Raw genomic sequence first — 24,482 nt, 5'->3', positions numbered from 1 at the left:
GGGGAATTTAAATTTGAGTAAGGTTTCAATTATAATTCCTGCTTATAATTCAGAAAATACAATAAAAAATACTATTTATTCTTGCCTAAATCAGACATATAAGGATATAGAAATAATTGTTGTAGATGATGGCTCAAGTGATAACACAGGGAATATAGTAAGATCAATTGAAGATTCTAGAATTAAATATAACTTTTATGAAAATCAAGGTAGATCTATAGCAAGAAATACAGGATTGAAATTAGCTAAAGGAAAGTATATTCAATTTTTGGATTCAGACGATACAATAGATCCGAAAAAAATTGAAAAAGCAATACATTTATTGGAAGGAAATTCTGCGATTGATGCGGTACAATGCGGAACTAATTACTGGAAGAGAAATCAATTGATAACGAAAATGCAAGCTAAATCTCTTTCTAGAAAAAAAATGGACAAGTTATTATTAAGGAAAAATTTATTTCCGATTCACTCAGTTATTTTTAAAAAAGAATTAGCAGGTCAGTATCCTGAAAAGTTATCTTATTGTGAAGATTGGTATTTCTGGGTGAAAACATTATTAAAGGTAAATATATTTTCACAGACAGATTATTATGGGGCTGATGTGTTTGTTCATGAAAATAATACAATGATAGATTACCGTAATATGTTATTAGGGGAGTTTTACATATTATTAAGGATTAAAAAGGAAGTTGATTCTAAATCTTTAATTAGGGATTTGAAGATAATGAAGCAATTTGTGAATTATTGTTTAAAATATGATGCTGATGATATAGATAATTTGGATATCTCAGTTTTTATAATTGCTCCATATTTAAAATATGTTAATTATATAATTAATTCCCCTAAAACAAAAAGACTATTGAAAAAAGTAGTGATATTAAAAAATAAAATCCGTAAGAAAAAGCAAGTTTATTAGAGCGAGATATAAAGGAAGTGTGAATAGAGTGAGAGTAGCAGTAGATGCATATTTCAATAATAATTTAGGGGATGATTTATTCCTTGATATTTTAGTAGATAGATATAAAAATGTTACTTTTGATTTTATGCTATGTGATGAAATGGCATGTAAGGCTTTTACTAATCATCCTCGTGTAAATTATAAAAGCCGCAAGGAAGTTTTGCGGAATATTATAAAATATGATGCTTATATATTTATTGGAGGTTCAATGTTTCAAGAACCTAAAGATTGGAAGAAAGCATGGAGGAAATTTGATTTAACAGTTTCCATATTTAAATTATTTAGAAAATCTACATTTGTATTAGGATGTAATTTTGGTCCATATAAAACGGTAGAATACAAAGAAAAGTATTTGAGAACCTTTAAGAAACTCACACATATGACGGTTAGGGATCAATATTCTTTCGACTTAATAAAAGATAAAGGCATTAATATTACCGTACATCCGGACATTGTCTTGTCAAAGAAATGTTATGAACGAGAGAGTAAAAAAACTAATATTCTAGGAATTTCAATAATTAATTGGCCTAAAAATAATAATGAAAAAGGCTATATTGATTTTAATGTAAATTTGATTAAAGAGTTAGTAGATGAAAATAAAAAAATAAGAATTTTTGCATTTCAAAATACTAGTGAAATTAGTGATTATAAAATTATAAATAAGGTAATTAAGAAATTGGACAATAATGCTCAAAAAGAAGTAGAGGTTATTTCTTATGACGGAAATATAAAATCCTTTTTAGAAAAATACTCTCAATGTGACTCGATGATTACAGCTAGATTCCATTCGCTAATTATATCTTTAATTAATGGTCAAACTATTTATCCTGTGATATATAGTGAAAAAACATTAAATACAATGAAATTTTTAAGGATAGATTTAGAATATATGAGGCTTGAAGAGATATCGATAGGTAATGTTGCAGAGGTAAAAAAGAACCTTATTGAAGGTGAAGAAGCATATAGAAAAGATGAAATTGTTCAATTGGCCAAGAAGGCACAAGGACATTTTTTACATTTAGATAATTTATTGAGAAAATGAGTGGAACATTTATGAAGTTGGTTAAATCTTTTTCAGTATTAGCGCTTATAACAATAATAACGCAGCTTTTAATGATGGTTAGAAATATGCTAATGGCAAATCATTTTGGTGTTAGCGCTGAAATGGATTCTTATAATTTAGCCAATGTACTTACTGTTAGTACTATGGGAATTGTTTCAGCGGCTGTTACGACTATTTTGATACCGTTATTGTCAAATTTAGATGATTCTAAAGAGAAAAGAGAATCCATTAATACATTTATAACAGTACTAGGGCTATTTAGCTTGTCCCTAATCTTACTCTTTTTTATACTTGGTTATCCGTTAATTAGTTTGTTTACACCTGGACAAGCTAGAGAAATACAAGTATTAACATTTCAATTAACTTTAATTTTAGCTATCTCACAATTATTTAAGGTGTATACAGGAATTTCTACAGCATTTTTACAGACAAATGAGGACTTTATTAATCCTAAAATTGCAACCTTATTAGCTGGTATGGTAAGTGTGAGTTATTTTGTTTTCTCAGCAAATCCTAATATGCATGCTATAACAATTGTATTAGGGGTTTCATTTATTGTAGAAGCAATTTATGTTGCAACAAAGCAAAGAAAGATAGCATTTGAATTGAAATTATGCTTAAAGCTCTCAAATCCTACTTTTAAATTGTTAATGAAAAACACTTTACCAATTATATTAAGTTCGGCAGCATTTCAAGTGTCTTTAGTGTTTTCTAATTTTATTGCTAGTTATTTTGGAACTGGATATGTATCAATCTTTGGGTATGGAAATCAAGTTGTGAATATATTCCATAGCTTAATAATCTTAAATATCATCATGATACTATATCCTAATTTGGCAAGAAAATTTGATGAGAGTATTGATAATGCCAAGAAATCTTTGATTACGTATATAAGCTTGACAAATTTATTAGTCATCCCAATTGTATTTGGGTTTATTGCTGTAGGCGATATCATTATAGAAATCCTTTTCGAGCGGGGGAATTTTAGTTCGGAAAATACAAAGCAAGTATATTTAATGAGTGCAATTTTATTTCTATCTTTTCCCATTAACACTGTTAGAGACTATATATATAGGAGTTTCTATTGTCTAAATGATACGCGGACTCCATCACGTAATTCATTATTTGTAGTAGTGATTAATATTATTTTAATTATTCTCTTAATTCCTTTCGTTAAAGTTTATGCTATAGCCATAGGGCCAGTCCTTTCATCAATTATATCATTAGTACTATCCTATAATAAGCTAAAGGGGAAAATTGGCCCATTAGATAGTGGGAAGCAGATGTTAAAAAATCACTGTATTCTTACACTTAATGGTTTTGTGATGTGTTTGTTAGTACTTGGATTGAAAGAGGTTTTAATGAAATTAGATTTATATCCTATAGTTGAATTGTTTATTCTTGTAATTATAGGTGGAGTAGTATTTATTTCAATGTCCTACTTTACACAGAAAAAATTAATTTTGGGAGCGTTAAAAGTTAAGAATAATTCTCAGTGATTTTGAAGTTTTAATATATTATAAAAACTAGAATGGGAGCTGTAAAGAATGAAAGGCATTATTTTAGCAGGTGGAAGTGGAACGAGATTATATCCATTAACAATGGTAACAAGTAAACAATTGTTACCTATATACGATAAGCCAATGATTTATTACCCACTATCTACACTGATGTTAGCGGGAATTCGTGAAATTTTAATTATTTCAACACCAGAGGATACACCACGTTTTGAATCTTTGTTAGGAGATGGATCTCAATTTGGTATTTCTCTTCAATATAAAGTACAACCAAGTCCAGATGGATTAGCACAAGCATTTATTATTGGTGAAGAATTTATTGGTGATGATTCTGTAGCGATGGTGCTAGGGGATAACATTTATTATGGTAGCGGAATGCGCAAAATGTTACAGCGTGCAGCTCAGAAAGAAAGTGGAGCTACAGTGTTTGGTTATCATGTACATGATCCAGAGCGTTTTGGTGTAGTTGAATTCGATGAGAATGGGAAAGTATTGAGTGTAGAAGAAAAACCGGAAGAGCCAAAATCAAACTATGCAATTACTGGTTTATATTTCTATGATAATCGTGTAGTTGAAATTGCGAAAAATGTTAAACCATCGGCACGTGGAGAATTAGAAATTACATCTATAAATGAAGCATATTTAAATAATGGTGAGTTAGAAGTTGAATTATTAGGTCGTGGTTACACATGGTTAGATACAGGTACACATCAAAGTCTTGTAGATGCAACAAACTTTGTAAAAACAGTTGAAGATCATCAAGGAATTAAAATCGCAGCACTTGAGGAGATTGGCTTTATTAATGGTTGGATTAATAAAGAAACTTTAATTGAATCAGGTGATCAGTGCTCTAAAAATGGCTATGGTCAATATTTATTAAAAGTAGCAAACGGTAGCATTAAATACTAATTTGGAGTGAACGTAATGAAAGTTTTAGATACAAATCTATTAGGTGTAAAAGTAATTGAGCCAAAAGTATTTGGAGATCATCGTGGTTGGTTTATGGAAACGTATAGCGATAAGGCAATGAAAGAAGCTGGAATTGATCTGCAATTTGTACAAGACAATCAATCCTTTTCTGCAACAAAAGGAACACTTCGTGGTTTACACTATCAGTTAAATCCTAAAGCACAAACTAAGCTTGTACGTTGTACACGTGGATCAATCTTTGATGTAGCGGTCGACATTCGTAAGGGAAGTCCTACATACGGTCAATGGTTCGGAATTGAGCTAAGTGCAGAAAATAAAAAACAGTTATTAGTTCCAAAAGGATTTGCACATGGATTTATGACATTAACAGACGATGTTGAGGTTCAGTATAAAGTTGATGAATTATATGCTCCGGAATGTGATCGAGGCATTGTTTGGAACGACGCTGAAATTGGCGTTGAGTGGCCAATGGAAATTCAACCAGTGCTATCTGAAAAAGATGAAAAAGCAACTTCATTAAAAGAAGCAGAAACTAACTTTGTATACGGGGAGTAAAAAAATGAAAATTTTAGTAACCGGTTATAATGGTCAGCTTGGATATGACGTAGTAAAACGTGGAGAGAAGCAAGGACTAGAAATGCAAGGTATTGGAATAGAAGATTTAGATATTACAAACGAAGCTGCGGTTTATGAATTTGTAGATAAAGTAAAACCAGATGCAATTATTCATTGTGCAGCATATACGGCTGTTGATAAATCTGAAGATGATAAAGAACTTTGTTGGAATGTGAATGTAGAAGGTACAAAATACCTTGCTACAGCAGCAAAAAAATTAAATGCTAAATTTGTTTATATTAGTACGGATTATGTATTTGATGGGGAAGGAACGCATGCATTTTTAGAAACTGACGCACCTAATCCGGTTGGATACTATGGTTTAACAAAGTATGAGGGAGAAAAAGTAGTTAGAAGCCTAATAGATAGCAACTTTATTGTGCGTATTTCATGGGTGTTCGGTATTAATGGAAATAACTTTATTAAAACAATGCTTCGTTTAGGCGAAACACGTAATGAACTGAACGTTGTGGGAGATCAAATAGGATCACCAACTTACACATATGACTTAGCTCTTTTGTTAGTTGATATGGTCGTAACAGAGAAATATGGTACATATCATGCTACAAATGAAGGTTTCTGCAGTTGGGCTGAATTTGCACAAGAAATTTTTGAGATTGCAGGACAAGATGTAAAAGTAAATAGTATTACAACAGAAGAGTATCCTACTCGCGCAGTACGTCCTAAAAATTCACGTATGTCGAAGCAGAAATTAATTGATAATGGATTTGAGCCATTGCAAGATTGGAAGAAAGCAACAAAACATTATATTACACAATTACAACAAGAGGTGAAATAAGTTGGAAAAAAAGAAAGTATTAGTTACAGGTGGCGCAGGATTTATTGGGGGTAATTTTGTTCAGTATATGGTAAATAAATATCCTCAGTACCATATCGTTAATTTAGATGTATTAACATATGCTGGAGATTTAACAAAACATAAAGATATTGAGAATAAAGATAATTATTCATTTGCTAAGGTTGATATCGTAGACCGTCAAGCGGTAACCCAACTATTTGAACAAGAAAAATTCGACTATGTTGTTCATTTTGCTGCAGAAAGCCATGTCGATCGTTCAATTACTGAACCTGAAGTATTTATTAGCACAAATGTATTAGGGACACAAGTGTTATTAGATGCAGCAAAAGAGTATGGCATTACTAAATTTGTTCACGTATCAACAGATGAAGTATACGGCGAATTAGATTTTGATCCAACTACATTCTTTACAGAAGATACACCTTTACAACCAAATAGCCCATATAGTGCAAGTAAAGCTTCTTCTGACTTATTAGTTCGAGCATATCATGAGACATTCGGTTTACCAATTAACATTACACGCTGCTCAAACAATTATGGACCATTCCATTTCCCAGAAAAATTAATTCCATTAACAATTTCACGTGTATTAAATGATGAAAAGGTTCCTGTATATGGTGACGGTAAAAATATTCGCGACTGGTTACACGTTATTGATCATTGTGCTGCCATTGATTTAGTTATGCATGAGGGTACAAATGGAGAGGTTTATAATGTTGGTGGGCATAATGAGCGTACAAATTTAGAAGTAGTAAAAACGATCATTAGTACACTTGGCAAATCGGAAGAACTAATTGAGTTTGTTCAAGATCGACTAGGTCACGATAAGCGCTACGCAATTGACCCAACAAAACTAGAGAAATTAGGTTGGAAACCAACTTACACATTTGAAACGGGAATTGCTCAAACAATCCAGTGGTATTTAGATAATGAAGAATGGTGGAAAGCAATTGTATCGGGTGAATACAAGAGCTATTTTGCGAAACAATATACAAATTTATAAGCAATAGAGGCTATTAATATTAAGTATCATTTAATAGAATGATTTTGAGATGAAGGTGATAGATTTTATTACCTTCATTTTTTTATAAATAATAACATGGGAAATTTATAATCCCGTGGTGAAACTAGGGAGAGAACAAATTGAAAATATTGCATATTTCACTGGGATTACCACCGTATCGCACAGGTGGGTTAACAAAATACTCAGTAGATTTAATGCATTCACAAGGACAAAAACATCAAGTATTTCTTTTGTATCCGGGGAAATTTACCTTTTCGAAAAGGACAGCTATTAAGAAGAATAAACCATATGGAAGTATATCGGTATATGAATTAGTGAACCCTTTACCGGTTCCTTTATTAAATGGGATTAATCAACCTGAACATTTTATGAAGGAAATAGATCATAAGATATATGAGGAATTTTTAATAGAAGTAAAACCAGAGGTAATTCATGTACATACCTTGATGGGGATACACAAAGAATTTTTTGAAACGGCAAAGAAATTAAATATAAAAATTGTATTTACTACACATGATTATTTTGGTCTTTGTCCAAAAGTAAATTTGATGGACTCAAAAGGTAACATTTGTAATGATTTTGATGATGGGAGAAGCTGTATAGAATGTAATGTGAATGCATTAAGTCTTCCGATGGTTCATGTGATGCAATCGTATCCATATCGTTATTTAAAAGATAGTAGTATCGTAAAATCGCTTAGAAAAATTAAAAAGAATCAAACTAAAAATAATACTATAGCTACTAGTGTAGAACGAGAAATCGAAGAAGTAGATGTGAATTTAGCGACGCATTATATAGAATTACGCGACTATTATTTAACAATATTCAAATTGATAGATTACTTCCATTTCAATAGTTCTATAGCAAAAGAGCAGTTTGAAAAATATCTTAATGTGAGCGGAAAGATAGTTTCTATTAGCCATCAAGATATTTCTGATTATCGTCAAGAGCGTCGTGTTAAAAAAAGAGACAGTTCAGTAGTTAAATTAGGGTATTTAGGGCCTATAGATACTTATAAAGGTTTTTATTCTTTGAAAGATAAATTGGATTCTTTAAAGGAAAAGGGATATACTAATTGGCACTTAGGGGTTTATGGCGACTTTGTAAATGATCCAGACATTTATAATCCGGAATATTTCACCTTTTATGGCCGATATAGTTATAGTCAATTAAAAGATATTTTTAGTGAAGTTGATTTACTAATTATCCCTAGTGTTTGTAAGGAAACCTTTGGATTTATTGGATTAGAAGCGAAATCGTATGGCGTTCCAGTCATGGTCTCTGAATATGTTGGTTTCAAGGACTTAATACAAGATGGAGAAACTGGCTTTATATATAAAGTAAATAAGCATGATTTTATTGATAAATTATCGATGATTCTTGACGACACTTCATTATTAGATTATATAAATGAAAATTTATTGAAATTGGACTTTCCTCATTTAATGGAGCAACATACTAAAGAAATAATAAACCTGTATCAAGAGGTAAGAGCGGGGGAAGAATAGATGAAACACGTATTTATTATTGGATCGAAAGGAATCCCAGCTAAGTATGGGGGATTTGAAACATTTGTAGAGTATTTAACAGAACGTAGGCAAAATGAAGATATTCAGTATCATGTATCTTGCTTAGCGGATAACAATGAAGAATTTCAGCATAACAAGGCGAGATGCTTCAATGTGAAGACACCTGAAATTGGGAGTGCGAAAGCTGTAGCATATGATATATTGAGTTTAAGAGAGTGTATTAGTTATATTAAAAAAAATGATCTTAAAAACTGTATTGTATATATACTCGCATGTCGTATTGGTCCATTTTTCTCTTTCTATAAAAGGAAATTAGAAAAAATGGGTGTTCAAGTTTTTGTAAATCCAGATGGACATGAATGGAAAAGAAGTAAATGGAGTCCAGCTATTAGAGCTTATTGGAAAATATCTGAAAATCTAATGGTCAAGCATGCTGATTTACTGGTATGTGATTCTAAAGGTATTGAGTCTTATATTCAAGAGGATTATAAAAAGCATGAACCAAAGACAACATTTATTGCTTATGGTGCGGATGTTACAACATCTTCTTTAAAAGAAGATGACAGCACATTAATTGAATGGTATAAGAAACATGATGTAGCTGCGGGTGAATATTATTTAGTAGTTGGTCGTTTTGTTCCAGAGAATAACTATGAATTAATGGTTCGTGAGTTTATGAAATCTAATTCTAAAAAGGATTTTGTTATTATTTCTAATGTTGAAGAAAATCAATTTTATCAACAATTATTAGCAAAAACGAAGTTTAATAAAGATCCACGTATTAAATTCGTTGGTACTGTATATGACCAAGATTTGTTAAGAAAAATCCGTGAAGATGCATTTGCTTATTTCCATGGGCATGAGGTGGGTGGAACAAACCCATCATTATTAGAGGCGTTAGCGTCTACGGAGTTAAATCTGCTTTTGGATGTAGTATTCAATAAAGAGGTTGGCGAAGAAGGTGCGGTGTATTTCTCTAAAGAAGAAGGTGCTTTAGCAAATTTAATTCAAGAAGTAGAGGCCTATTCTGAAGATGAAATTGATAAGTTAAGTAACAAAGCTAAAGATCGAATTATTCATGAATATTCGTGGGAGAAAATAGTGAATGATTATGAGAATTTGTTTTTAAATTCTTGATATATAAACATGTATGCCCTCTATTAAAGAAATATTAGGGTGGCATTTAGTTTACAAGTCATTTACAAGTTATGTATATATCCGTATAGTATTATATGGAATGAAATTTATAATGTTGAAATTGTTACCCGAAAGAAGGAAAAATGATGAAGAAAAAGATTCTATTCTGGATTCTAGGTATCATTGGCGTTCTTGTTATTGCTGGTGGTGTATATGCATATACTGTATACTCTAATGTGTCCAATGCGTTAAATACAGTACATAAGCCTTTAGAGCGTGATAAGTCGGATAAACGAGATAAGGAAGTAAATATTTCGGATAATAAACCTATATCTATTTTATTAATGGGTGTAGACCAAGAAGATAACGGAACAGGTAGATCAGATTCACTTATGTTATTTACTTTAAATCCAAAAACAAAATCTATGAAAATTACAAGTATCCCACGTGATTCTTATACAGAAATTGTTGGTAAAGGGAAAAAGGATAAAATCAACCACGCTTATGCTTTCGGTGGCATTGATATGACTGTAAAAACAGTAGAGAATTTTCTAAATGTACCAGTCGATCATTACATTGAAGTAAATATGGCTGGATTCAAGGATATTGTAGATGCTGTTGGAGGTGTCGATGTAAATAACGATTTGGAGTTTACATCGAGGGATCAACATTTTGCTAAAGGTAATATCCATTTAAATGGTGAAACAGCACTAAAATATACTCGTATGCGTTATGAAGATCCACGCGGTGACTTCGGTCGCCAAATGCGCCAACGCCAAGTCATTCAAGCTGTAATTAAAAAAGGTGCAAGCGTATCTTCTCTAGCAAGTTACGGTGATGTGTTAAAAGCGATTGAGAAAAACGTTAAAACAAGTTTAACTCAAGATCAAATGTTTGATATTCAAAAGAACTATAAAGATTGCATGGAGAACAGTGAAGAAATCCAAATCCCAGGTGACGGCCACAAAGCCGCTGATGGTATTTGGTACTACTATGTTCCAGATGCAGCGAAACAAGATGTTACGAATAAGTTAAGAGCGCATCTTGAAGTGACGAAGTAATATGTAATAACCCAACTCCTTTGGTAGGAGTTGGGTTTATTTTTGCATGAATTTATATTAGTATTATATATTGTGAGATTAATAGATGAGGTGAATCGATGAATAAGAAAGCAGTACTTGTCCTAGTTATTTTTGTATTGTTTGTCGCTTCGGTTGTGAGCGGTAAATTATACTGGAATAAGAAGATTGCGAATGCGACAGGGCAGACGAGTGAAGTAACGAAAACGAAGTCTGAAGTGAAAGATAGTGGAGCGAAGAAATCAGAGAAAAAACAAGATGCGAAGTCATCTTTTAATGAAGCATATGCGAAGAATTTACCAGATGAAGTGAAAGAGAAGTTAAAGAAAGCTGCTGAGGATAAGAAGGAAGTAAATCTTGTTATTGTTGGTGATGAAGCTTCTTCATCTGAAAAAGATGCTTGGGCAGCTAAGTTAACGGCTAATTTAGAAAGTGCTTATGGTAAAGGTTTATGGAATGTGACGGTAAAGGAATATAAGGGTGAAAGCACAGACGAGTTAATCGCAAATAAGCGTGATAAAGAGATTGCGAAAGAAAATCCAGATGTGATTTTATTCGAACCACCATTTATTACTGACAATGGTAAAACTGGTAATGGAAACTCAGTTCCGAGTACGCAGAAATTTGTACAAGCACTTTCTACTAGTGCAAAGGGTGCTACGATTATGATTCAACCACCAAACCCAGTGTATGGTGCGAAGAATTATCCGAAGGCAATTGAAGCGTTAAAACAATTTGCGACGCAAAACGGTTATACATATGTGGATCATTGGGGAGCATGGCCTGATGCATCAACGAAGGCTATCTTGCCGTATTTAACAGAGGAATTCGGTTTCCCAAGTGCTAAAGGCCACGAAATTTGGGCACAATATGTAACGGATTATTTCGTTGCTAAGTAATAAAGGTACACAAAAGGTATACGAGCAATCGTATACCTTTTATAATAAGTAAGTGAGTAAGAAATCCTAATATATGTAGGAGGAAGACAATGAATTCAATTCTAATCTGCGGCGGAGCTGGTTATATCGGTTCTCACGCTGTGAAAAAATTAGTAGACGAAGGTTTATCTGTTGTAGTAGTAGATAACTTACAAACTGGTCATGAGGATGCGATTACAGAAGGCGCGAAGTTTTATAATGGAGACCTTCGTGATAAAGCGTTTTTAAGAGATGTTTTTACACAAGAAAATATTGAGGCTGTTATGCATTTCGCAGCTGATTCTTTAGTTGGAGTTAGTATGGAGAAGCCTCTTCAATATTATAATAACAATGTGTATGGTGCACTTTGTTTATTAGAGGTAATGGATGAGTTTAAGGTAGATAAGTTTATTTTCTCTTCTACTGCGGCAACGTATGGTGAGGTAGATGTAGACCTTATTACTGAGGAAACGATGACAAATCCAACGAATACATATGGAGAAACGAAGTTAGCGATCGAGAAGATGCTTCATTGGTATAGCCAAGCTTCTAATTTACGTTATAAGATATTCAGATACTTTAATGTGGCTGGTGCAACGCCAAATGGTATTATTGGAGAAGATCACCGTCCAGAGACGCATTTAATTCCTCTTGTGCTGCAAGTGGCGTTAGGTCAGCGTGAGAAGATTATGATGTTTGGTGATGACTATAATACACCAGATGGTACTTGTATCCGTGATTATATTCATGTTGAAGATTTAGTGGCCGCTCACTTCCTAGGGCTTAAAGACCTACAGAACGGCGGAGAGAGTGATTTCTATAACTTAGGAAATGGTAATGGTTTCAGCGTTAAAGAAATCGTTGATGCAGTTCGTGAAGTTACAAATCATGAAATTCCTGCTGAGGTAGCACCGCGCCGTGCGGGAGATCCAGCACGTTTAGTTGCTTCTTCTCAGAAAGCGAAAGAGAAGTTAGGATGGGATCCTCAGTATGTAAATGTGAAGACAATCATTGAGCATGCTTGGAATTGGCATCAGAAGAAACCTAATGGGTATGATAAATAAAATATAATAAGTGAAAGAGGGGTATTGTCGTTCAACATATGTTCGACAATACCCTCTCTTTTTTTATAAGATTTTTGCTATACTAAACTGTACTATAATCTCGGATGGAAGGAGGAGAATCATGAAAATACTTGTAGTTGATGATGAATCGAGTATTCGTAATTTGATTCGGATGCAGCTTGAGATGGAAGGGTATGAAGTGCTCACGGCGGCTGACGGGAGAGAAGCTTTAAAGAAATGGAATGAAGCGCCGGATGTATTAATTTTGGATGTTATGCTTCCAGATACAGATGGGTATGAGTTGCTTCGTTTGTTCCGCGAGAAGAATAGGGATATTCCGGTACTCATGTTAACTGCGAAGAGTCAGATGAATGATAAATTGCTTGGCTTGCAGCTTGGTGCAGATGATTATGTGACGAAGCCATTTAATTATGCGGAGCTTATTCTTCGGGTTAAGAATATGACGCGGCGTGTGAAGAAGAAAGAGGTAACGGTAAGTCATGAAGTAATCGGAGCGGGAGAGATAACGATCTGTCCTAAGGAAAGAAAAGTGCATGTTAGTGGAGAAGAAATTCAGTTAACGTACCGAGAGTTTAATTTATGTCAGTTGTTTGTTTCGAATCCGCAGCGTGTATTTATGAGAGATGAGTTACTTGAGAAAGTATGGGGATTTGAGTATATCGGAAATACGAGAGCGGTTGATATTATGGTGCAAAGACTGCGGAAGAAGCTAGGGAATAGCGGGGAATATATTAAGACAATTTATGGCGTTGGCTATAAACTGGATTGTTAAGTGGTGATGGTATGTCTTTAAAAAGAAATATGGTGTTTGGAATAGTTGGACTGTTAATCCCGATTTTTGTTCTGTTGTACGCAGTTGTTTATATTACGTTAGAAAAGAATATGTATCATAACGCGGCAAATTCTTTGGAAAAGTTAAGTGTAGAAGCACAGATTTATACGATGAATTATTTAGAGAAGGAAGCAGAGGTTGAGACGCTCGGTCCGAATTCACTTTTAATTGCTTCGTATTTAGCGAAGCGCATGGATGTCCGTGTACAGATGATCGGGAAGAATGGAGATGTTGTTGCGGATACGCAAAAGGGAGCGCTTCTTCACCGGAATATTGATATTGAGAGCTCTTTGAAGGGGAAGAAATCTTATGTTTTTGAAGAGGGGGACCCAGCTCCAATTCTTTTGTTTTCAAGCCCAGTTTATTATGGAAACGATGTCATTGGTAGTGTTCGCTTTATAAATGAGTTAACGGGTGAGAAGGAAGTGTTAACAAATGTGGGTTGGACGTTCTTAATGACGTCTCTTTGTTTAGTAGCTGCGGGGATTTTCTTTGCAATCCGTTTGGCAAAGTCTCTTCATAAGCCGATTGACCAGTTAAGACAAATGGCAAAGCGGCTTGCGAATGGTGATTATAAAAGTAAGATTGAGCTAAATGAATATGTAGAAATTGCTCAGCTTTCAGCATCTTTTAATGCGATGGCCGATGGAATTGAATTGCATATTAAGCAATTGAAAGAGGAGAAAGAGAAGCAGAAAGATTTCTTAGACCGTATTACGCATGAGCTAAAAACACCGCTAACGGCGATTATTGGCTATGTGGATTTAATTCCGAAGTTAAAGGCGAAGGAAGATATACAGGAGAGCCTACGTTATGTATCTGTAGAAAGTGAGCGTTTATTATCACTTGTAGAGGAATTGCTTAAGTCTTCAAAGTACGGGACGAGTACGTTTGAAGTGTCACCTACAGTTGTGAATATAAAGGAATTAGCTGAAGAAGCAGTTTCAATTGTGAAACCTCGCTTGCAGAAATTCGAGATTGAAGTGATAAATGAGTTAACAGATGTACATGTTGTTGCGGATTTCGATAAGACGAAACAGATCTTCTTAAACGTGCTGGATAATGCGATAAAATATAGCGATGCTACGCAAATTCGGATGAATGTAATTGTAAATGAACGTGAGGCAAAGGTTTTTGTTCATGATGACGGCATTGGTATAGATGAAGGTGTGCTTGCAGAGTGGAATGAATCGCCAGAAGGGAAGGTACTTCCTTCTAGTTACGGGAATGGTTACGGTTTGTATATTTGTCAGGAGATTATGAATAAGCAGGGCGGAAGTATGCGAATTGAGAGTAGTGAAGAGATTGGTACTACAATATTTATTACATTTTTGCTTCCGAGACGGATGGAAGACATAAAAAACTTGAAAGCGGTTAAATGATACATTTATGAAACAATTATGCGGTATTTTCGAAACAACGTTTTTTTATCTTGGAGGTAGGCAGAAATGAAAAGGCTATCATTTCAAATTCTTATGTTTGTCCTTTGTATAATCTTTTCTCTTATTTTGTTTTATGTGATAGAGAAGCAAATATATAATCAAATTACAATAGTGGATGACAAACAAACTGTTTTACAAAGAGTGAATGAATCCCTGCCTACCGAAATGAAGGTTAGGCATGAAAAGTGGGGAGAAATTGTTATAACGGATGAAGTTCGTTTGCATACGATTGTTTCATTCTTTGACCGAATTCAAATAGAACCGAGAGAAGCTAAGAATCAAGAACAAGTATTTACTGGAGAAGTAACGTACTTGAATGGACATAAACGTACTTTTGCAGTAGGTGACTTGTTCCAGTACGGGGCTGATATGTACGGAAAGAATGGTACGGATCCAATGATTTCAGCATTTCAAACGTATTTGTTAAGCCTGTATTACACACCAGAACGTATTCGTGACTTTTTTGCATCAGCACAGGATGTCATAGTACGCCAAGGTGATGTAGAACGTGCGATGAATGTTACGCACATACTCGATTCGATTCGGTACGCAAAGCAAATTACAGATTACGGAGAGATACAGAAATTATTACAATCACAGAATGAACCGATCGCTTATATTACCGCTTATAAAACAGGGAAGCGTATAAAGAATGAGCGAGAAGACATTCTTACTATTTCTGTGTATCCGTCGTACTTTGTTGTGCAATATCTCGGGGATAACAATGGGAATGTCATGTATATGAAAAGCTCCCTCGCAAATTTATTTGTAAAGGAGAATGTGTCATGAGAAAGATAGCCTTTTTCTTTTTTTTGCTAGTAATTGGAGGAGCGATGTCTAGTTGCTCTCGAGATACAACCTCTATTAAATATAATAAAAATGGTCTCCCTATTTTGGATGATCGTCATCTTGTTGCGTATGTAGCAGCTCGTGAGGAAGTTGGCGAAGCTTTGCTTTCGTCATTTTGTAAACCACGCGGCTGTACGTATGAATTTATTCGTCTTTCGACAGAGGAGCTTCTTCGGAGGGTAGAAGAGGAAGCTGGAAATCCGAAAGCGGATATTATTATTGGTGGTACGGTAGACGCGCATCAAATGATGAAACAAAAAAGTCTATCTATTCCTGTTACGAGTCAGCACGCGAACCGTATTTCAAAAACTGTTAAAGATAAAGACGGTTATTGGTACGGTTATGAAGTGGAGAAACTGGCAATTGCAATTAATAAAGAGCGGTGGAATGAAGAAATAGCACCGCTCGGACTTCCTTATCCATCAAGGTGGCAAGATTTATTAAATCCATTGTATAAGGGAAAGATTGTGCTTCCAGATCCAAATGTATCAGGAACAGCATATACGTTTTTTCAATCACTTATTGATACTGTAGGTGAAGTGGAAGCGAAGGAATATGTTAAGAACCTTGCGGGTCAAGTTGGTGAAGTAACGGTGAATGGTTATATACCAGTGGAACTAGTTGCAAGCGGTGAGCATATGATAGGCATCAATTTTATAGGAGATCAAAGAATGCTTCAAAAACAAGGCTTTCCAATTGTAAGTATTGTACCTGAGCAAACAGGATTATCCGTTAATGCGATCTCGAAACTAAAACGTGCACCGAATGGTATTATTGCGGATTTATTTATTGATTATTGTTTATCAGAAGAAGCGGGTCACATTTTAGAAAAAGTTTCGTTTGGCGTACCAACGATGTTTGCGAAGAATGAGCAAGAAATAGAAGGACAGCCTGTTAGAAGAACAAACCAAAATATATCAAATAGCGGAATAATCGAGATATGGAATGGACAGCGTCTCTCTCAGAAGTGAGAAAAGGAGACGAAAGAATATGTTTAAATGGCTCAAGCCAGCACCTGCAATTGAAAGATTGCCAGCGGATATGATCGACCGTGTATATAAATTACTACGTATTCGTGTATTAATGGGAATTTCAGTTGGATATGCTGCTTATTATTTAGTTCGTAGTAACTTTACGTTATCAAGTACGTATTTAGTAGAAGAATTTGGATTTAGTACAGCTCAAATTGGTCTACTAGGTTCAATTATGGCAATTGTTTATGGATTTAGTAAGTTTTTTATGGGGAATTTATCAGATAAAGCTTTCGCCCAGCGCTTTATCGCAGTCGGTTTATTCTTATCAGGGCTTGTAAATATTTGTTTCGGTTTTGCATCGTCATTTGGAATGATTGTTACATTACTTGTCCTAAATGGTATTGTACAAGGTATGGGAGCACCACCTTGTAGTATCGTTATGACGAAATGGTTCTCGAAGAAAGAACGTGGTACGAAAACAGGTCTTTGGAATATTTCACATAACGTTGGCGGAATGCTTGTGCCACCACTTGTTGGAATTGGTGTAGGGATTTTCGGTGAAAATCATTGGCAAGGCGGCGTGTTTATTTTCCCAGCGATTATCGCAATGGTAATTGCAGTTCTTGTTTGGATTAATGCGAAGGATACACCAGAATCAGAAGGTCTTCCTCCAATTGATGAGTATCGTAATGACTATGAAAATCTTGAAAAAGCAGATAATGCTAATAAGATGTCACCAAAAGAAATTTTAATGAAGTATGTAGTGAAAAATAAATTTGTTTGGTTCTTATGTATTGCGAATGCATTTGTTTATTTAATTCGTTTCGGTGTTATTAACTGGGTTCCACTTTATTTAACGACAGTTAAAGGTTTCTCAAAAAATGAAGCGCACGCGGCGTACGCAATCTTTGAAGGCATGGCAATTCCAAGTTCATTAATCGTTGGTCTGTTAAGTGATAAATTATTTAAAGGAAAACGTATGCCATTATGTATCATTAGTATGGTTGGAGTTGTTATTGGTACGTTTGTATATTGGCAAGCAACTAGCATACTTGTTGTAAGTATTGCAGTTTCTATTATCGGTTGTTTAATTTATGTACCACAGTTCTTAATCGGTTTAAGTGCGATGGAATTAGTACCGAAATTTGCAGTAGGTACGACAGTTGGTATGTGTGGTCTGTTCGGTTATGTAGGCGGAAGTCTTGTAGCCAACGCAGCAATTGGTATTATTGTTGATCGTTCTGGCTGGGACGGTTGCTTCATCTTACTATTAACAGGTGCTATTTTATCAACAATCTTCTTGTTCATCGTTCAACGTGGACATGAGAGAAAAGCTCCTAAAGCAGCGTAATATTTGGTTTGAAAAGCTATCCAATTGTGATTGGATAGCTTTTATATTAGAAAAACAAACAGTATGTAAAATTGGAGTTTAATGTGTAAAAAATTTTTGTTACTTAATATAATTTTTTTAGGTTCCATAAACCGAATATATACATAGTTAGACCGAAAAATACGCCGCCACAGATGAAAATTATAACTTTAAATAAAGAAATGGAGATTTCTTCTGAACCTACATAAGGAAGGATATAATTCATAAAAACAAACATTTGAAAGCCCCAAAGTAAACCTGCTTTTAAGCCAGCTTTTCTTAATTTTTTCTTATGTTGCAAATACTCTTCTTTTGTTGCACATTCAGTCTCATTTAAACCTTTTTTCTTAAGCTTAAATGTTAAATAATTAGCATAAATCATATTAGACAGAAAAACCAATATAGTTCCTATAGATATTGTGTGGTTCATAGTATCAACAAGTAACATAATAAGCATTACCAACATATTTAGCCACCATAAACCAATTCCCGCCACAGATAATTCTTTATTGATTTCTTGTTTTTGATACTCATCTCGCTCACTCATTGTTCCAACGAAATTATTATAAACCCTTTCTTTCCATTCAATTTTCATCATTTAATCTCCCTCCCAAAATAGGTTGTTTAAATCTGTTTTTAGTGCTTTTGCTAATTCGATACATAGGGCTAAAGAGGGATTATATTTATTGTTTTCAATTAAGTTTATTGTCTGTCTCGCCACGTTAACCCTTTTAGCTAATTCTAGCTGCGATAGACCTTCAGATTTTCGATATTGTTTAACGTTATTCAAATATAAACCTCCCATTAATAGTTGTAGACCTCGTGCATCAGAATGTCATTTATATGTGACATTTTATAATTGAATAGATGAAATGTCAAATATATATGACAAAAATGACAGTGATGAAATTAGGAAAATGATTTTAATAATTTATCTTTGTGAGGAGTTTATTAATAAGGGATAGCTTTTCTTATATTACTATAATCTTTCCTTAAATCTATCTTAAAAGACATAATGTCATATTTCTAATCATTGGAATTTTTGTTACAATATAAATGGATGTGTAAAACTTTGTAAAAAGAATGTAATAATATGTAATTCATTTTCAGAAAGTTTTATACAATTTTTATATTAAACTATTAAGTTATAAAAGGAGAGAGAATATGGTACCAAATACGGTTCGTACTCCAAACAAGAAGAAGAAATGGATTATTATCGGGGTTATTGCACTAATTGTTATTGTAGCAGCAGTTAATATTTTTGTAATGCAAGGGAAGAAGAAGGGAGCATCAACATCGGCTGATGCTGTAAGTTTCGAGAAGGTAACGGAGCGAAAGCTGAATAATACGAAGTTAATTTCTGGTCAGGTGAAGCCTGGGAATATCGAAAGTTTTTATGCGGATCCGACTAAAGGAAAAGTGAAAGATATTGAAGTAAAAGAAGGCCAAGAGGTAGAGAAAGGTGCGAAGTTATTCTCTTATGATAATGAAGAGATTAATTTGCAAATGAAGCAAGCTGATCTTGATCAGAAGATGGCTGATATGCGTTATGATCAAGGGAAGAAGAAGATTGATTCGCTGAAGAAAGAAATTAAGAAGGCGAAAGATGGCGGAGCTGGGAAAGAAGTAACAGATCCGATGGAAGAGCAAGTAAGCGAGTTAGAGATAGCGCAAAAGACAACTGATCTTGAGAAAGAAAAAGGGAAGTTGCAGAAAGAAGAGTTAAGTAAAAAGCAAAAAGAGCTTACGATTTATAGTAACTTTGCTGGTGTTGTTCAAAAGTTAGATAAAGATGCGGCACAAAGTTCATCTCAAGCGTTAGGTGGTCAAGGGAAAGCATTTTTACAAGTAGCTTCTAAAGATCCGTTCCAAATTCAAGGGACGTTAACTGAGCTTCAAAAGTCACAAATTCAAAAAGATCAAACATTTACTGTTACTGCGAAAGCAAATAATAAGAAGAAGTGGACAGGTAAGATTACAGAAGTAAGTGAATTCCCAACGAGTGCAGAGATGGCGCAAGCTGGTGGTATGGGTGAAGCGACTCAAAATATGTCTCAATATACATATAAAGCAAGCCTTGATAGTCAAGATGGTTTATCTCCAGGTTATCACGTTTCTCTGCAAGTAAATTTAGAGAATAAGAAGATGATTGCTGTTCCGACTAAGAGTATTGTAGAAAAAGACGATGATGCATTTGTTTATGTTGAGGATAAAGGAAAGCTTCGTAAACAAAATGTGAAAAAAGGTTCTACTGATGGAGACTGGACAGAGGTTGTAGAAGGCGTAACAGTGGGGCAAAAGGTGGTTAAAAATCCTTCCGACGATGTGTATGACGGAATGGAAGTGAAAGAGAAATGATTACGTTAAATCATATTGCTAAAACGTATTATCAAGGAAAATTGGCAGTGCCGATTTTGCACGGTATTAGTTTAACAATTCAGGGCGGTGAATTCGTTTCGATTATGGGACCGTCTGGTTCTGGTAAATCAACGCTTATGAATATTATCGGTTGTTTAGATCGTCCAACAGAAGGCGAATATATGCTGAATGATGTGAATATCTTAACAGCAGACGAGTCAAAGCTTGCTTTAATTCGTAATGAATATATCGGTTTTGTGTTTCAGCACTTTAATTTGCTGCCGCGTCTTTCAGCAGTGGAAAATGTTGAGCTTCCGCTCGTATATGGCGGCGTGAAGAAGGCAGAGCGTCGTAAGCGTGCTTTAGAGGCGCTTGGTAAAGTTGGATTAGCGGATCGCGTGCATCATTTACCGAATGAATTATCAGGTGGACAGAAGCAGCGTGTAGCAATTGCAAGGGCGATTGCAAATAATCCAACGTTCATTATGGCCGATGAGCCGACCGGTGCGCTTGATACGAAGTCTGGTGAGCAAGTTATGGATATTTTCACGAAGCTTAATGCAGAAGGTACAACGATTGTTATGGTTACACATGAAGAGGAAGTAGCAGCGTATTCTTCCCGCCGCATCGTACTGCGAGATGGGAAAATTACAGAAGATAGAAGGTGTGCGGTATGAGTTTACTAGATAGTATAAAAATTGCCCTATCTTCTATTTTAGCTCATAAACTGCGTTCAGCTCTTACGATGCTCGGTATTATTATCGGGGTAGGTTCTATTATTACTGTCGTTGCAATTGGGCAAGGCGGAGAAGCGATGCTGAAGTCGAAATTTGCAGGTTCTGGTGGCAATAACCTAATGCCAATTCAATTTAAACCAGATATGAATGATGAGTTTGCTATAGGCGGATTTGAAATACCGAAGTTAACAGAAGAGGATATTATGGAAGTAAAACAAGTGAAAGATGTTTCACATGTTATTACGACAAATTCGACAACAGAGATATTGGATGTAAATGATAAAAAAGCAAATCTGAATGTTATTGGTCTTGATAATGAATATTTTGCGGTTAATAAAGTAAAGGTCGTAAAGGGACGTACTTTAGGTGAATCAGATATTTCTCATGCAAATAATGTTGTGATGATTAGTACAAAAACAGAGGAGACGCTATTTAAGGACGTAAACCCAGTTGGACAAATTATTGAGATGAAGGGGCAGCCAATGCAAATTATTGGTGTGTATACATCTGATAATGAGTTTATGGGATTTGAAATGGAAGAAGCGTTAATCCCCCTTACATTATGGCCTGTTTTATTCGGAACAGATGATATTCAAAATATCGCAATTCAAGCTAAAAATGTAGATGATTTAGAAAAAGCTGGGAAACAAGCTGTTGATGTATTGAATAGTCGTAAGCCAAGTGAAATTCCAGGTAAATATGAACTGGTGAATTTAAAAGAATTCCAAGAAAACGTTTCTAAAGTCACAGGCATCATGACAATGATCATTGGCGGTATCGCTGGTATTTCATTAGTCGTTGGTGGTATTGGTGTTATGAACATTATGCTCGTATCTGTAACGGAGCGTACGCGCGAAATTGGGATACGTAAAGCACTTGGAGCGACGCGTAGTAAAATTTTATTACAGTTTTTAATTGAAGCAGTTATGTTAACACTTCTAGGCGGTTTAATCGGAATTGGTCTTGGATATGGCGGGGCATATATCGTTTCCACATTTGCGAAATGGCCACCACTCGTTTCATGGGAAGTTGTCGTTGGAGGCGTACTGTTCTCTATGACACTTGGTATTATCTTTGGATTAATTCCAGCGAATAAGGCTGCGAAATTAGATCCAATTGAAGCATTACGTTATGAGTAAGTAATAGTGTAGTAGAGAGAGGGCTCTCTACTACACATTACCGTTCTAGTGGGCGGTTCGTAGCCTCTATGTGAGGAAGTGAACCGCCCGTTAGAACGGGTTATATAAATAGAAGGAGGCGTTATAATGGAAGCGAATTTGAATACACAAAAAGCTGGCGGAGAGAAGCCATCATTGTTTGGAATGATTACTTCTCCTAGTTTACAGTTTGAGAGAATGAGAACGACTGAGAAGGTTTGGGGTATGTTCTTCATAGTGGCGCTATTACAAGGACTTGTAGGTGGTTTAAATTCGTATATTACGTATACATCACCTGAGATGATTGAAATGCAAAAGAAATTAGGAGGCGAATTTGCAAATCAGGGTTCGCTTGTATCAGATGTAATTTCTGGTACGATATGGGGAATAGTAGGTGTTATGATTGCAACACTTGTTATTGCAGCTATTTATAAGGTGTTTATGATGTTTTACGGGAATGATACTTCTTATAAAAAAATAGTTATGATTATTGTATACGCGGATATTGTTGTTGTTATTGGTGGACTTATTAATGGTGTTATAGCTTTAATTTTAGGTGCTGGACCGACTGCGTATACAAGTTTAGGACCACTATTCGATCAAGGTTCACTTGCATATGGAATTGGTAATACAATTGAATTGTTCTATTTATGGAATTTAGTTTTAATTTGGTTAGGATTACAAGTTACAGCAGGATTAAGTAAAGTGAAAGCAGCTATTCCAATTATTGTTTTATTCATTATTAAAGCGGGATTCTTAGCTGCAATTGTTGTATTGATTGCAAAGTTCTTACCTGGTTTGCCTGTATAATAATATGATTGAATTAAAGGGTGACTCTTCAAGGGAGTCACCTTTTTTATTTTTACCCTTATTTCAAATACGACCAGTAAAATTTCAAATTCTACTTCGTGTAATTTCAAATTTCGGCGGTCGTATTTGAAATTACTCACAGTGAATTCCCTTCTTTATTTTTATATTGTGGAGGTACCGGCGGAATAACAAAGAGGTATACCTTTTAGAAGTGGGTACTGTGTGAAACCAGCAACTTTTAAAGAGGCAGTTGTTTTGTATGAAGGAATGATTGTGAATCAAATAAAGAAGTTAGGTATTCGTCAAGACTATGAAGAGTATTATCAATGTGGTTTAATTGGTTTTTGGCATGCATATGAAAGATTTGATGCGGAGAAGGGGTGTTTCCCTGCATATGCACTTGTAACGGTGCGTGGTTATATATTAGAAAGATTGAAGAAAGAGTTTGCAGTGCAAGAAAAGTGTGTATATGTAGGAGAGTATGAGGATATCTTCCATTTTGAAGATATTGAAATGAGAGCGAAGGATTTTATGAGTGTGTTAGATGAAAAGGAGAAGTATATTATTTTTGAACGATTTTTTGTAGGAAAAACGATGGGGGAAATCGCTAGCGAGATGGAAATGACTTATTATCAAGTGAGGTGGATGTATCGGCAAGCACTTGAGAAAATGCGAAATAGTTTAAGAGGATAAACATTATCATAAGAATGGAAGGCAAGAGATATTGCTTTCCATTCTACTTATTTTGTTAAGGTAGTAAATGTAGTAAGAGGTTTTTAAATTGTAGTGAATCTTGCATGTTCATACGTGATAATACGTATCCAGCTTTTAATAATTGTTATTTTAGCTTATGGGGACTGATATGTATGGTTGTAGTAGTGCCATTTGAAAAATGAATGGTAGCTTTTTTACTCTGTTTGAAAAACCCTATGTCATCTATATGGTTATAAAATAGCCATATACAGTTTGGAGAAGAAGGAGATTCTGTCGGAAAAGCACAAATATATTCTCGATGATTAATTGGAATTGGGACATTTTGTTTGAAATGAAAGTTTGTCTGAACTGCTTTACGCCTGCCTTGATAAGTAGAGTGAACATTGGCTAGACAAGATTGTTTGATGAGCTGGAGAGCAGTTTGACAGGAGTAAAGATGGTTCCCATTACTTTCTATTATTTTTGTTTGGTAATAAGGGTGCTTGTAAGGCTCTAACATCATTGTTGCATTAGAAATAAAAATATCATTTTCATTGTTCATAACTTCGAGTCCTCCCCTTTAAAAT

Annotated in this window: 25 protein-coding genes; 22 read left to right on the top strand and 3 right to left on the bottom strand. The window is 34.7% G+C overall.

Annotation, left to right across the window (positions count from 1 at the left end; all coding sequences use genetic code 11):
• The first annotated feature begins 13 nt into the window (after window positions 1–13).
• The 17 genes from ACUXEY_RS08915 (at window position 14) to pgtP (ending at window position 18,122) form a co-directional block, all read left to right on the top strand.
• Window positions 14–916, top strand: a complete 903-nt coding sequence (locus ACUXEY_RS08915; protein WP_461300509.1) for a glycosyltransferase family 2 protein — start codon at window positions 14–16, stop codon at window positions 914–916.
• A gap of 28 nt (window positions 917–944) precedes the next feature.
• Entirely contained in the window at window positions 945–2,000 is a 1,056-nt protein-coding gene (locus ACUXEY_RS08910; RefSeq protein ID WP_461300508.1) for a polysaccharide pyruvyl transferase family protein, read from the top strand.
• 11 nt (window positions 2,001–2,011) lie between these two features.
• Entirely contained in the window at window positions 2,012–3,520 is a 1,509-nt protein-coding gene (gene murJ, locus ACUXEY_RS08905) for a murein biosynthesis integral membrane protein MurJ (protein ID WP_461300507.1), read from the top strand.
• Between the two features lie 48 nt (window positions 3,521–3,568).
• Window positions 3,569–4,447: a glucose-1-phosphate thymidylyltransferase RfbA gene (rfbA, locus tag ACUXEY_RS08900; RefSeq protein WP_461300506.1), complete on the top strand. Its 879-nt coding sequence runs from the start codon at window positions 3,569–3,571 to the stop codon at window positions 4,445–4,447.
• 15 nt (window positions 4,448–4,462) lie between these two features.
• Complete coding sequence (rfbC, locus tag ACUXEY_RS08895; RefSeq protein ID WP_461300505.1) at window positions 4,463–5,023, top strand: dTDP-4-dehydrorhamnose 3,5-epimerase; 561 nt, start codon at window positions 4,463–4,465, stop codon at window positions 5,021–5,023.
• A gap of 4 nt (window positions 5,024–5,027) precedes the next feature.
• Window positions 5,028–5,882 carry a dTDP-4-dehydrorhamnose reductase gene (rfbD, locus tag ACUXEY_RS08890; protein ID WP_461300504.1) on the top strand — a complete coding sequence of 285 codons (855 nt, stop codon included), beginning with the start codon at window positions 5,028–5,030 and terminating at the stop codon, window positions 5,880–5,882.
• A 1-nt stretch (window position 5,883) separates the two neighbouring features.
• Window positions 5,884–6,906, top strand: coding sequence for a dTDP-glucose 4,6-dehydratase (gene rfbB / locus ACUXEY_RS08885; protein ID WP_461300503.1), 1,023 nt, complete (start codon window positions 5,884–5,886; stop codon window positions 6,904–6,906).
• A gap of 140 nt (window positions 6,907–7,046) precedes the next feature.
• A complete protein-coding gene (locus ACUXEY_RS08880) occupies window positions 7,047–8,435 on the top strand; it encodes a glycosyltransferase (protein ID WP_461300502.1) in 1,389 nt (462 codons plus the stop codon).
• Window positions 8,436–9,593: a beta 1-4 rhamnosyltransferase Cps2T gene (cps2T, locus tag ACUXEY_RS08875; protein ID WP_461300501.1), complete on the top strand. Its 1,158-nt coding sequence runs from the start codon at window positions 8,436–8,438 to the stop codon at window positions 9,591–9,593. It abuts the gene before it with no gap.
• 146 nt (window positions 9,594–9,739) lie between these two features.
• Window positions 9,740–10,654: a polyisoprenyl-teichoic acid--peptidoglycan teichoic acid transferase TagU gene (tagU, locus tag ACUXEY_RS08870; RefSeq protein ID WP_461300500.1), complete on the top strand. Its 915-nt coding sequence runs from the start codon at window positions 9,740–9,742 to the stop codon at window positions 10,652–10,654.
• Window positions 10,655–10,752: 98 nt separating this feature from the next.
• The gene (locus ACUXEY_RS08865) at window positions 10,753–11,571 is read left to right on the top strand and encodes an SGNH/GDSL hydrolase family protein (RefSeq protein WP_461300499.1); all 819 of its coding nucleotides are present in this window, start codon (window positions 10,753–10,755) and stop codon (window positions 11,569–11,571) included.
• Window positions 11,572–11,660: 89 nt separating this feature from the next.
• A complete protein-coding gene (gene galE, locus ACUXEY_RS08860; RefSeq protein WP_001084646.1) occupies window positions 11,661–12,653 on the top strand; it encodes a UDP-glucose 4-epimerase GalE in 993 nt (330 codons plus the stop codon).
• A 121-nt stretch (window positions 12,654–12,774) separates the two neighbouring features.
• Window positions 12,775–13,446 (top strand): response regulator transcription factor, encoded by a 672-nt coding sequence (locus ACUXEY_RS08855; RefSeq protein WP_461300498.1) that lies wholly within the window; start codon window positions 12,775–12,777, stop codon window positions 13,444–13,446.
• A gap of 11 nt (window positions 13,447–13,457) precedes the next feature.
• Window positions 13,458–14,888, top strand: a complete 1,431-nt coding sequence (locus ACUXEY_RS08850) for a HAMP domain-containing sensor histidine kinase (protein WP_461300497.1) — start codon at window positions 13,458–13,460, stop codon at window positions 14,886–14,888.
• A gap of 66 nt (window positions 14,889–14,954) precedes the next feature.
• Window positions 14,955–15,737: a DUF3919 family protein gene (locus ACUXEY_RS08845; RefSeq protein WP_461300496.1), complete on the top strand. Its 783-nt coding sequence runs from the start codon at window positions 14,955–14,957 to the stop codon at window positions 15,735–15,737.
• A complete protein-coding gene (locus ACUXEY_RS08840; RefSeq protein ID WP_461300495.1) occupies window positions 15,734–16,768 on the top strand; it encodes an ABC transporter substrate-binding protein in 1,035 nt (344 codons plus the stop codon). Before ACUXEY_RS08845 ends, ACUXEY_RS08840 begins: the two co-directional genes overlap by 4 nt.
• Before the next feature lie 19 nt (window positions 16,769–16,787).
• A complete protein-coding gene (gene pgtP / locus ACUXEY_RS08835; RefSeq protein ID WP_461300494.1) occupies window positions 16,788–18,122 on the top strand; it encodes a phosphoglycerate transporter protein PgtP in 1,335 nt (444 codons plus the stop codon).
• Between the two features lie 103 nt (window positions 18,123–18,225).
• On the opposite strand, the gene ACUXEY_RS08830 is transcribed toward pgtP, so the two are convergent.
• Both ACUXEY_RS08830 and ACUXEY_RS08825 read right to left on the bottom strand, forming a co-directional pair.
• Window positions 18,226–18,738: a DUF3278 domain-containing protein gene (locus ACUXEY_RS08830; RefSeq protein ID WP_327959621.1), complete on the bottom strand. Its 513-nt coding sequence runs from the start codon at window positions 18,736–18,738 to the stop codon at window positions 18,226–18,228.
• Window positions 18,739–18,930 (bottom strand): helix-turn-helix transcriptional regulator, encoded by a 192-nt coding sequence (locus ACUXEY_RS08825; RefSeq protein ID WP_327959620.1) that lies wholly within the window; start codon window positions 18,928–18,930, stop codon window positions 18,739–18,741.
• A 374-nt stretch (window positions 18,931–19,304) separates the two neighbouring features.
• On the opposite strand from ACUXEY_RS08825, the gene ACUXEY_RS08820 reads away from it, so the two are divergent.
• The 5 genes from ACUXEY_RS08820 to ACUXEY_RS08800 all read left to right on the top strand — a co-directional run bounded on the left by ACUXEY_RS08820 (window position 19,305) and on the right by ACUXEY_RS08800 (window position 23,895).
• Window positions 19,305–20,498, top strand: a complete 1,194-nt coding sequence (locus ACUXEY_RS08820; protein WP_166702775.1) for an efflux RND transporter periplasmic adaptor subunit — start codon at window positions 19,305–19,307, stop codon at window positions 20,496–20,498.
• On the top strand, window positions 20,495–21,175 hold the full coding sequence (locus tag ACUXEY_RS08815) for an ABC transporter ATP-binding protein (RefSeq protein WP_063221853.1): 681 nt from the start codon (window positions 20,495–20,497) through the stop codon (window positions 21,173–21,175). The genes ACUXEY_RS08820 and ACUXEY_RS08815 overlap by 4 nt, the downstream gene beginning before the upstream one ends.
• On the top strand, window positions 21,172–22,374 hold the full coding sequence (locus ACUXEY_RS08810) for an ABC transporter permease (protein ID WP_166702774.1): 1,203 nt from the start codon (window positions 21,172–21,174) through the stop codon (window positions 22,372–22,374). The genes ACUXEY_RS08815 and ACUXEY_RS08810 overlap by 4 nt, the downstream gene beginning before the upstream one ends.
• Before the next feature lie 126 nt (window positions 22,375–22,500).
• Window positions 22,501–23,202 (top strand): YknW family membrane protein, encoded by a 702-nt coding sequence (gene yknW / locus ACUXEY_RS08805; protein ID WP_461300493.1) that lies wholly within the window; start codon window positions 22,501–22,503, stop codon window positions 23,200–23,202.
• 222 nt (window positions 23,203–23,424) lie between these two features.
• On the top strand, window positions 23,425–23,895 hold the full coding sequence (locus tag ACUXEY_RS08800; RefSeq protein ID WP_166702772.1) for a sigma-70 family RNA polymerase sigma factor: 471 nt from the start codon (window positions 23,425–23,427) through the stop codon (window positions 23,893–23,895).
• Between the two features lie 145 nt (window positions 23,896–24,040).
• Here ACUXEY_RS08800 and ACUXEY_RS08795 read toward each other — a convergent pair whose 3' ends face one another.
• Window positions 24,041–24,457 (bottom strand): competence protein ComK, encoded by a 417-nt coding sequence (locus tag ACUXEY_RS08795; protein ID WP_461300492.1) that lies wholly within the window; start codon window positions 24,455–24,457, stop codon window positions 24,041–24,043.
• Window positions 24,458–24,482 lie beyond the last annotated feature (25 nt).

This window comes from Bacillus sp. F9_6S_D1_P_5 (assembly GCF_054823925.1).
Note: the sequence above shows the minus strand (reverse complement) of the source record. Positions and strands in the feature narration are given on the sequence as shown.

Coding starts and splice junctions, on each gene's coding strand:
- ACUXEY_RS08810 (WP_166702774.1), top strand. CDS start 21,172: ATGAGTTTACTAGATAGTATAAAAATTGCCCTATCTTCTATTTTAGCT.
- yknW (WP_461300493.1), top strand. CDS start 22,501: ATGGAAGCGAATTTGAATACACAAAAAGCTGGCGGAGAGAAGCCATCA.
- ACUXEY_RS08865 (WP_461300499.1), top strand. CDS start 10,753: ATGAATAAGAAAGCAGTACTTGTCCTAGTTATTTTTGTATTGTTTGTC.
- rfbD (WP_461300504.1), top strand. CDS start 5,028: ATGAAAATTTTAGTAACCGGTTATAATGGTCAGCTTGGATATGACGTA.
- ACUXEY_RS08820 (WP_166702775.1), top strand. CDS start 19,305: ATGGTACCAAATACGGTTCGTACTCCAAACAAGAAGAAGAAATGGATT.
- ACUXEY_RS08840 (WP_461300495.1), top strand. CDS start 15,734: ATGAGAAAGATAGCCTTTTTCTTTTTTTTGCTAGTAATTGGAGGAGCG.
- rfbC (WP_461300505.1), top strand. CDS start 4,463: ATGAAAGTTTTAGATACAAATCTATTAGGTGTAAAAGTAATTGAGCCA.
- murJ (WP_461300507.1), top strand. CDS start 2,012: ATGAAGTTGGTTAAATCTTTTTCAGTATTAGCGCTTATAACAATAATA.
- ACUXEY_RS08815 (WP_063221853.1), top strand. CDS start 20,495: ATGATTACGTTAAATCATATTGCTAAAACGTATTATCAAGGAAAATTG.
- ACUXEY_RS08850 (WP_461300497.1), top strand. CDS start 13,458: ATGTCTTTAAAAAGAAATATGGTGTTTGGAATAGTTGGACTGTTAATC.
- ACUXEY_RS08830 (WP_327959621.1), bottom strand. CDS start 18,738: ATGATGAAAATTGAATGGAAAGAAAGGGTTTATAATAATTTCGTTGGA.
- ACUXEY_RS08855 (WP_461300498.1), top strand. CDS start 12,775: ATGAAAATACTTGTAGTTGATGATGAATCGAGTATTCGTAATTTGATT.
- ACUXEY_RS08845 (WP_461300496.1), top strand. CDS start 14,955: ATGAAAAGGCTATCATTTCAAATTCTTATGTTTGTCCTTTGTATAATC.
- galE (WP_001084646.1), top strand. CDS start 11,661: ATGAATTCAATTCTAATCTGCGGCGGAGCTGGTTATATCGGTTCTCAC.
- ACUXEY_RS08795 (WP_461300492.1), bottom strand. CDS start 24,457: ATGAACAATGAAAATGATATTTTTATTTCTAATGCAACAATGATGTTA.
- tagU (WP_461300500.1), top strand. CDS start 9,740: ATGAAGAAAAAGATTCTATTCTGGATTCTAGGTATCATTGGCGTTCTT.
- pgtP (WP_461300494.1), top strand. CDS start 16,788: ATGTTTAAATGGCTCAAGCCAGCACCTGCAATTGAAAGATTGCCAGCG.
- rfbA (WP_461300506.1), top strand. CDS start 3,569: ATGAAAGGCATTATTTTAGCAGGTGGAAGTGGAACGAGATTATATCCA.
- cps2T (WP_461300501.1), top strand. CDS start 8,436: ATGAAACACGTATTTATTATTGGATCGAAAGGAATCCCAGCTAAGTAT.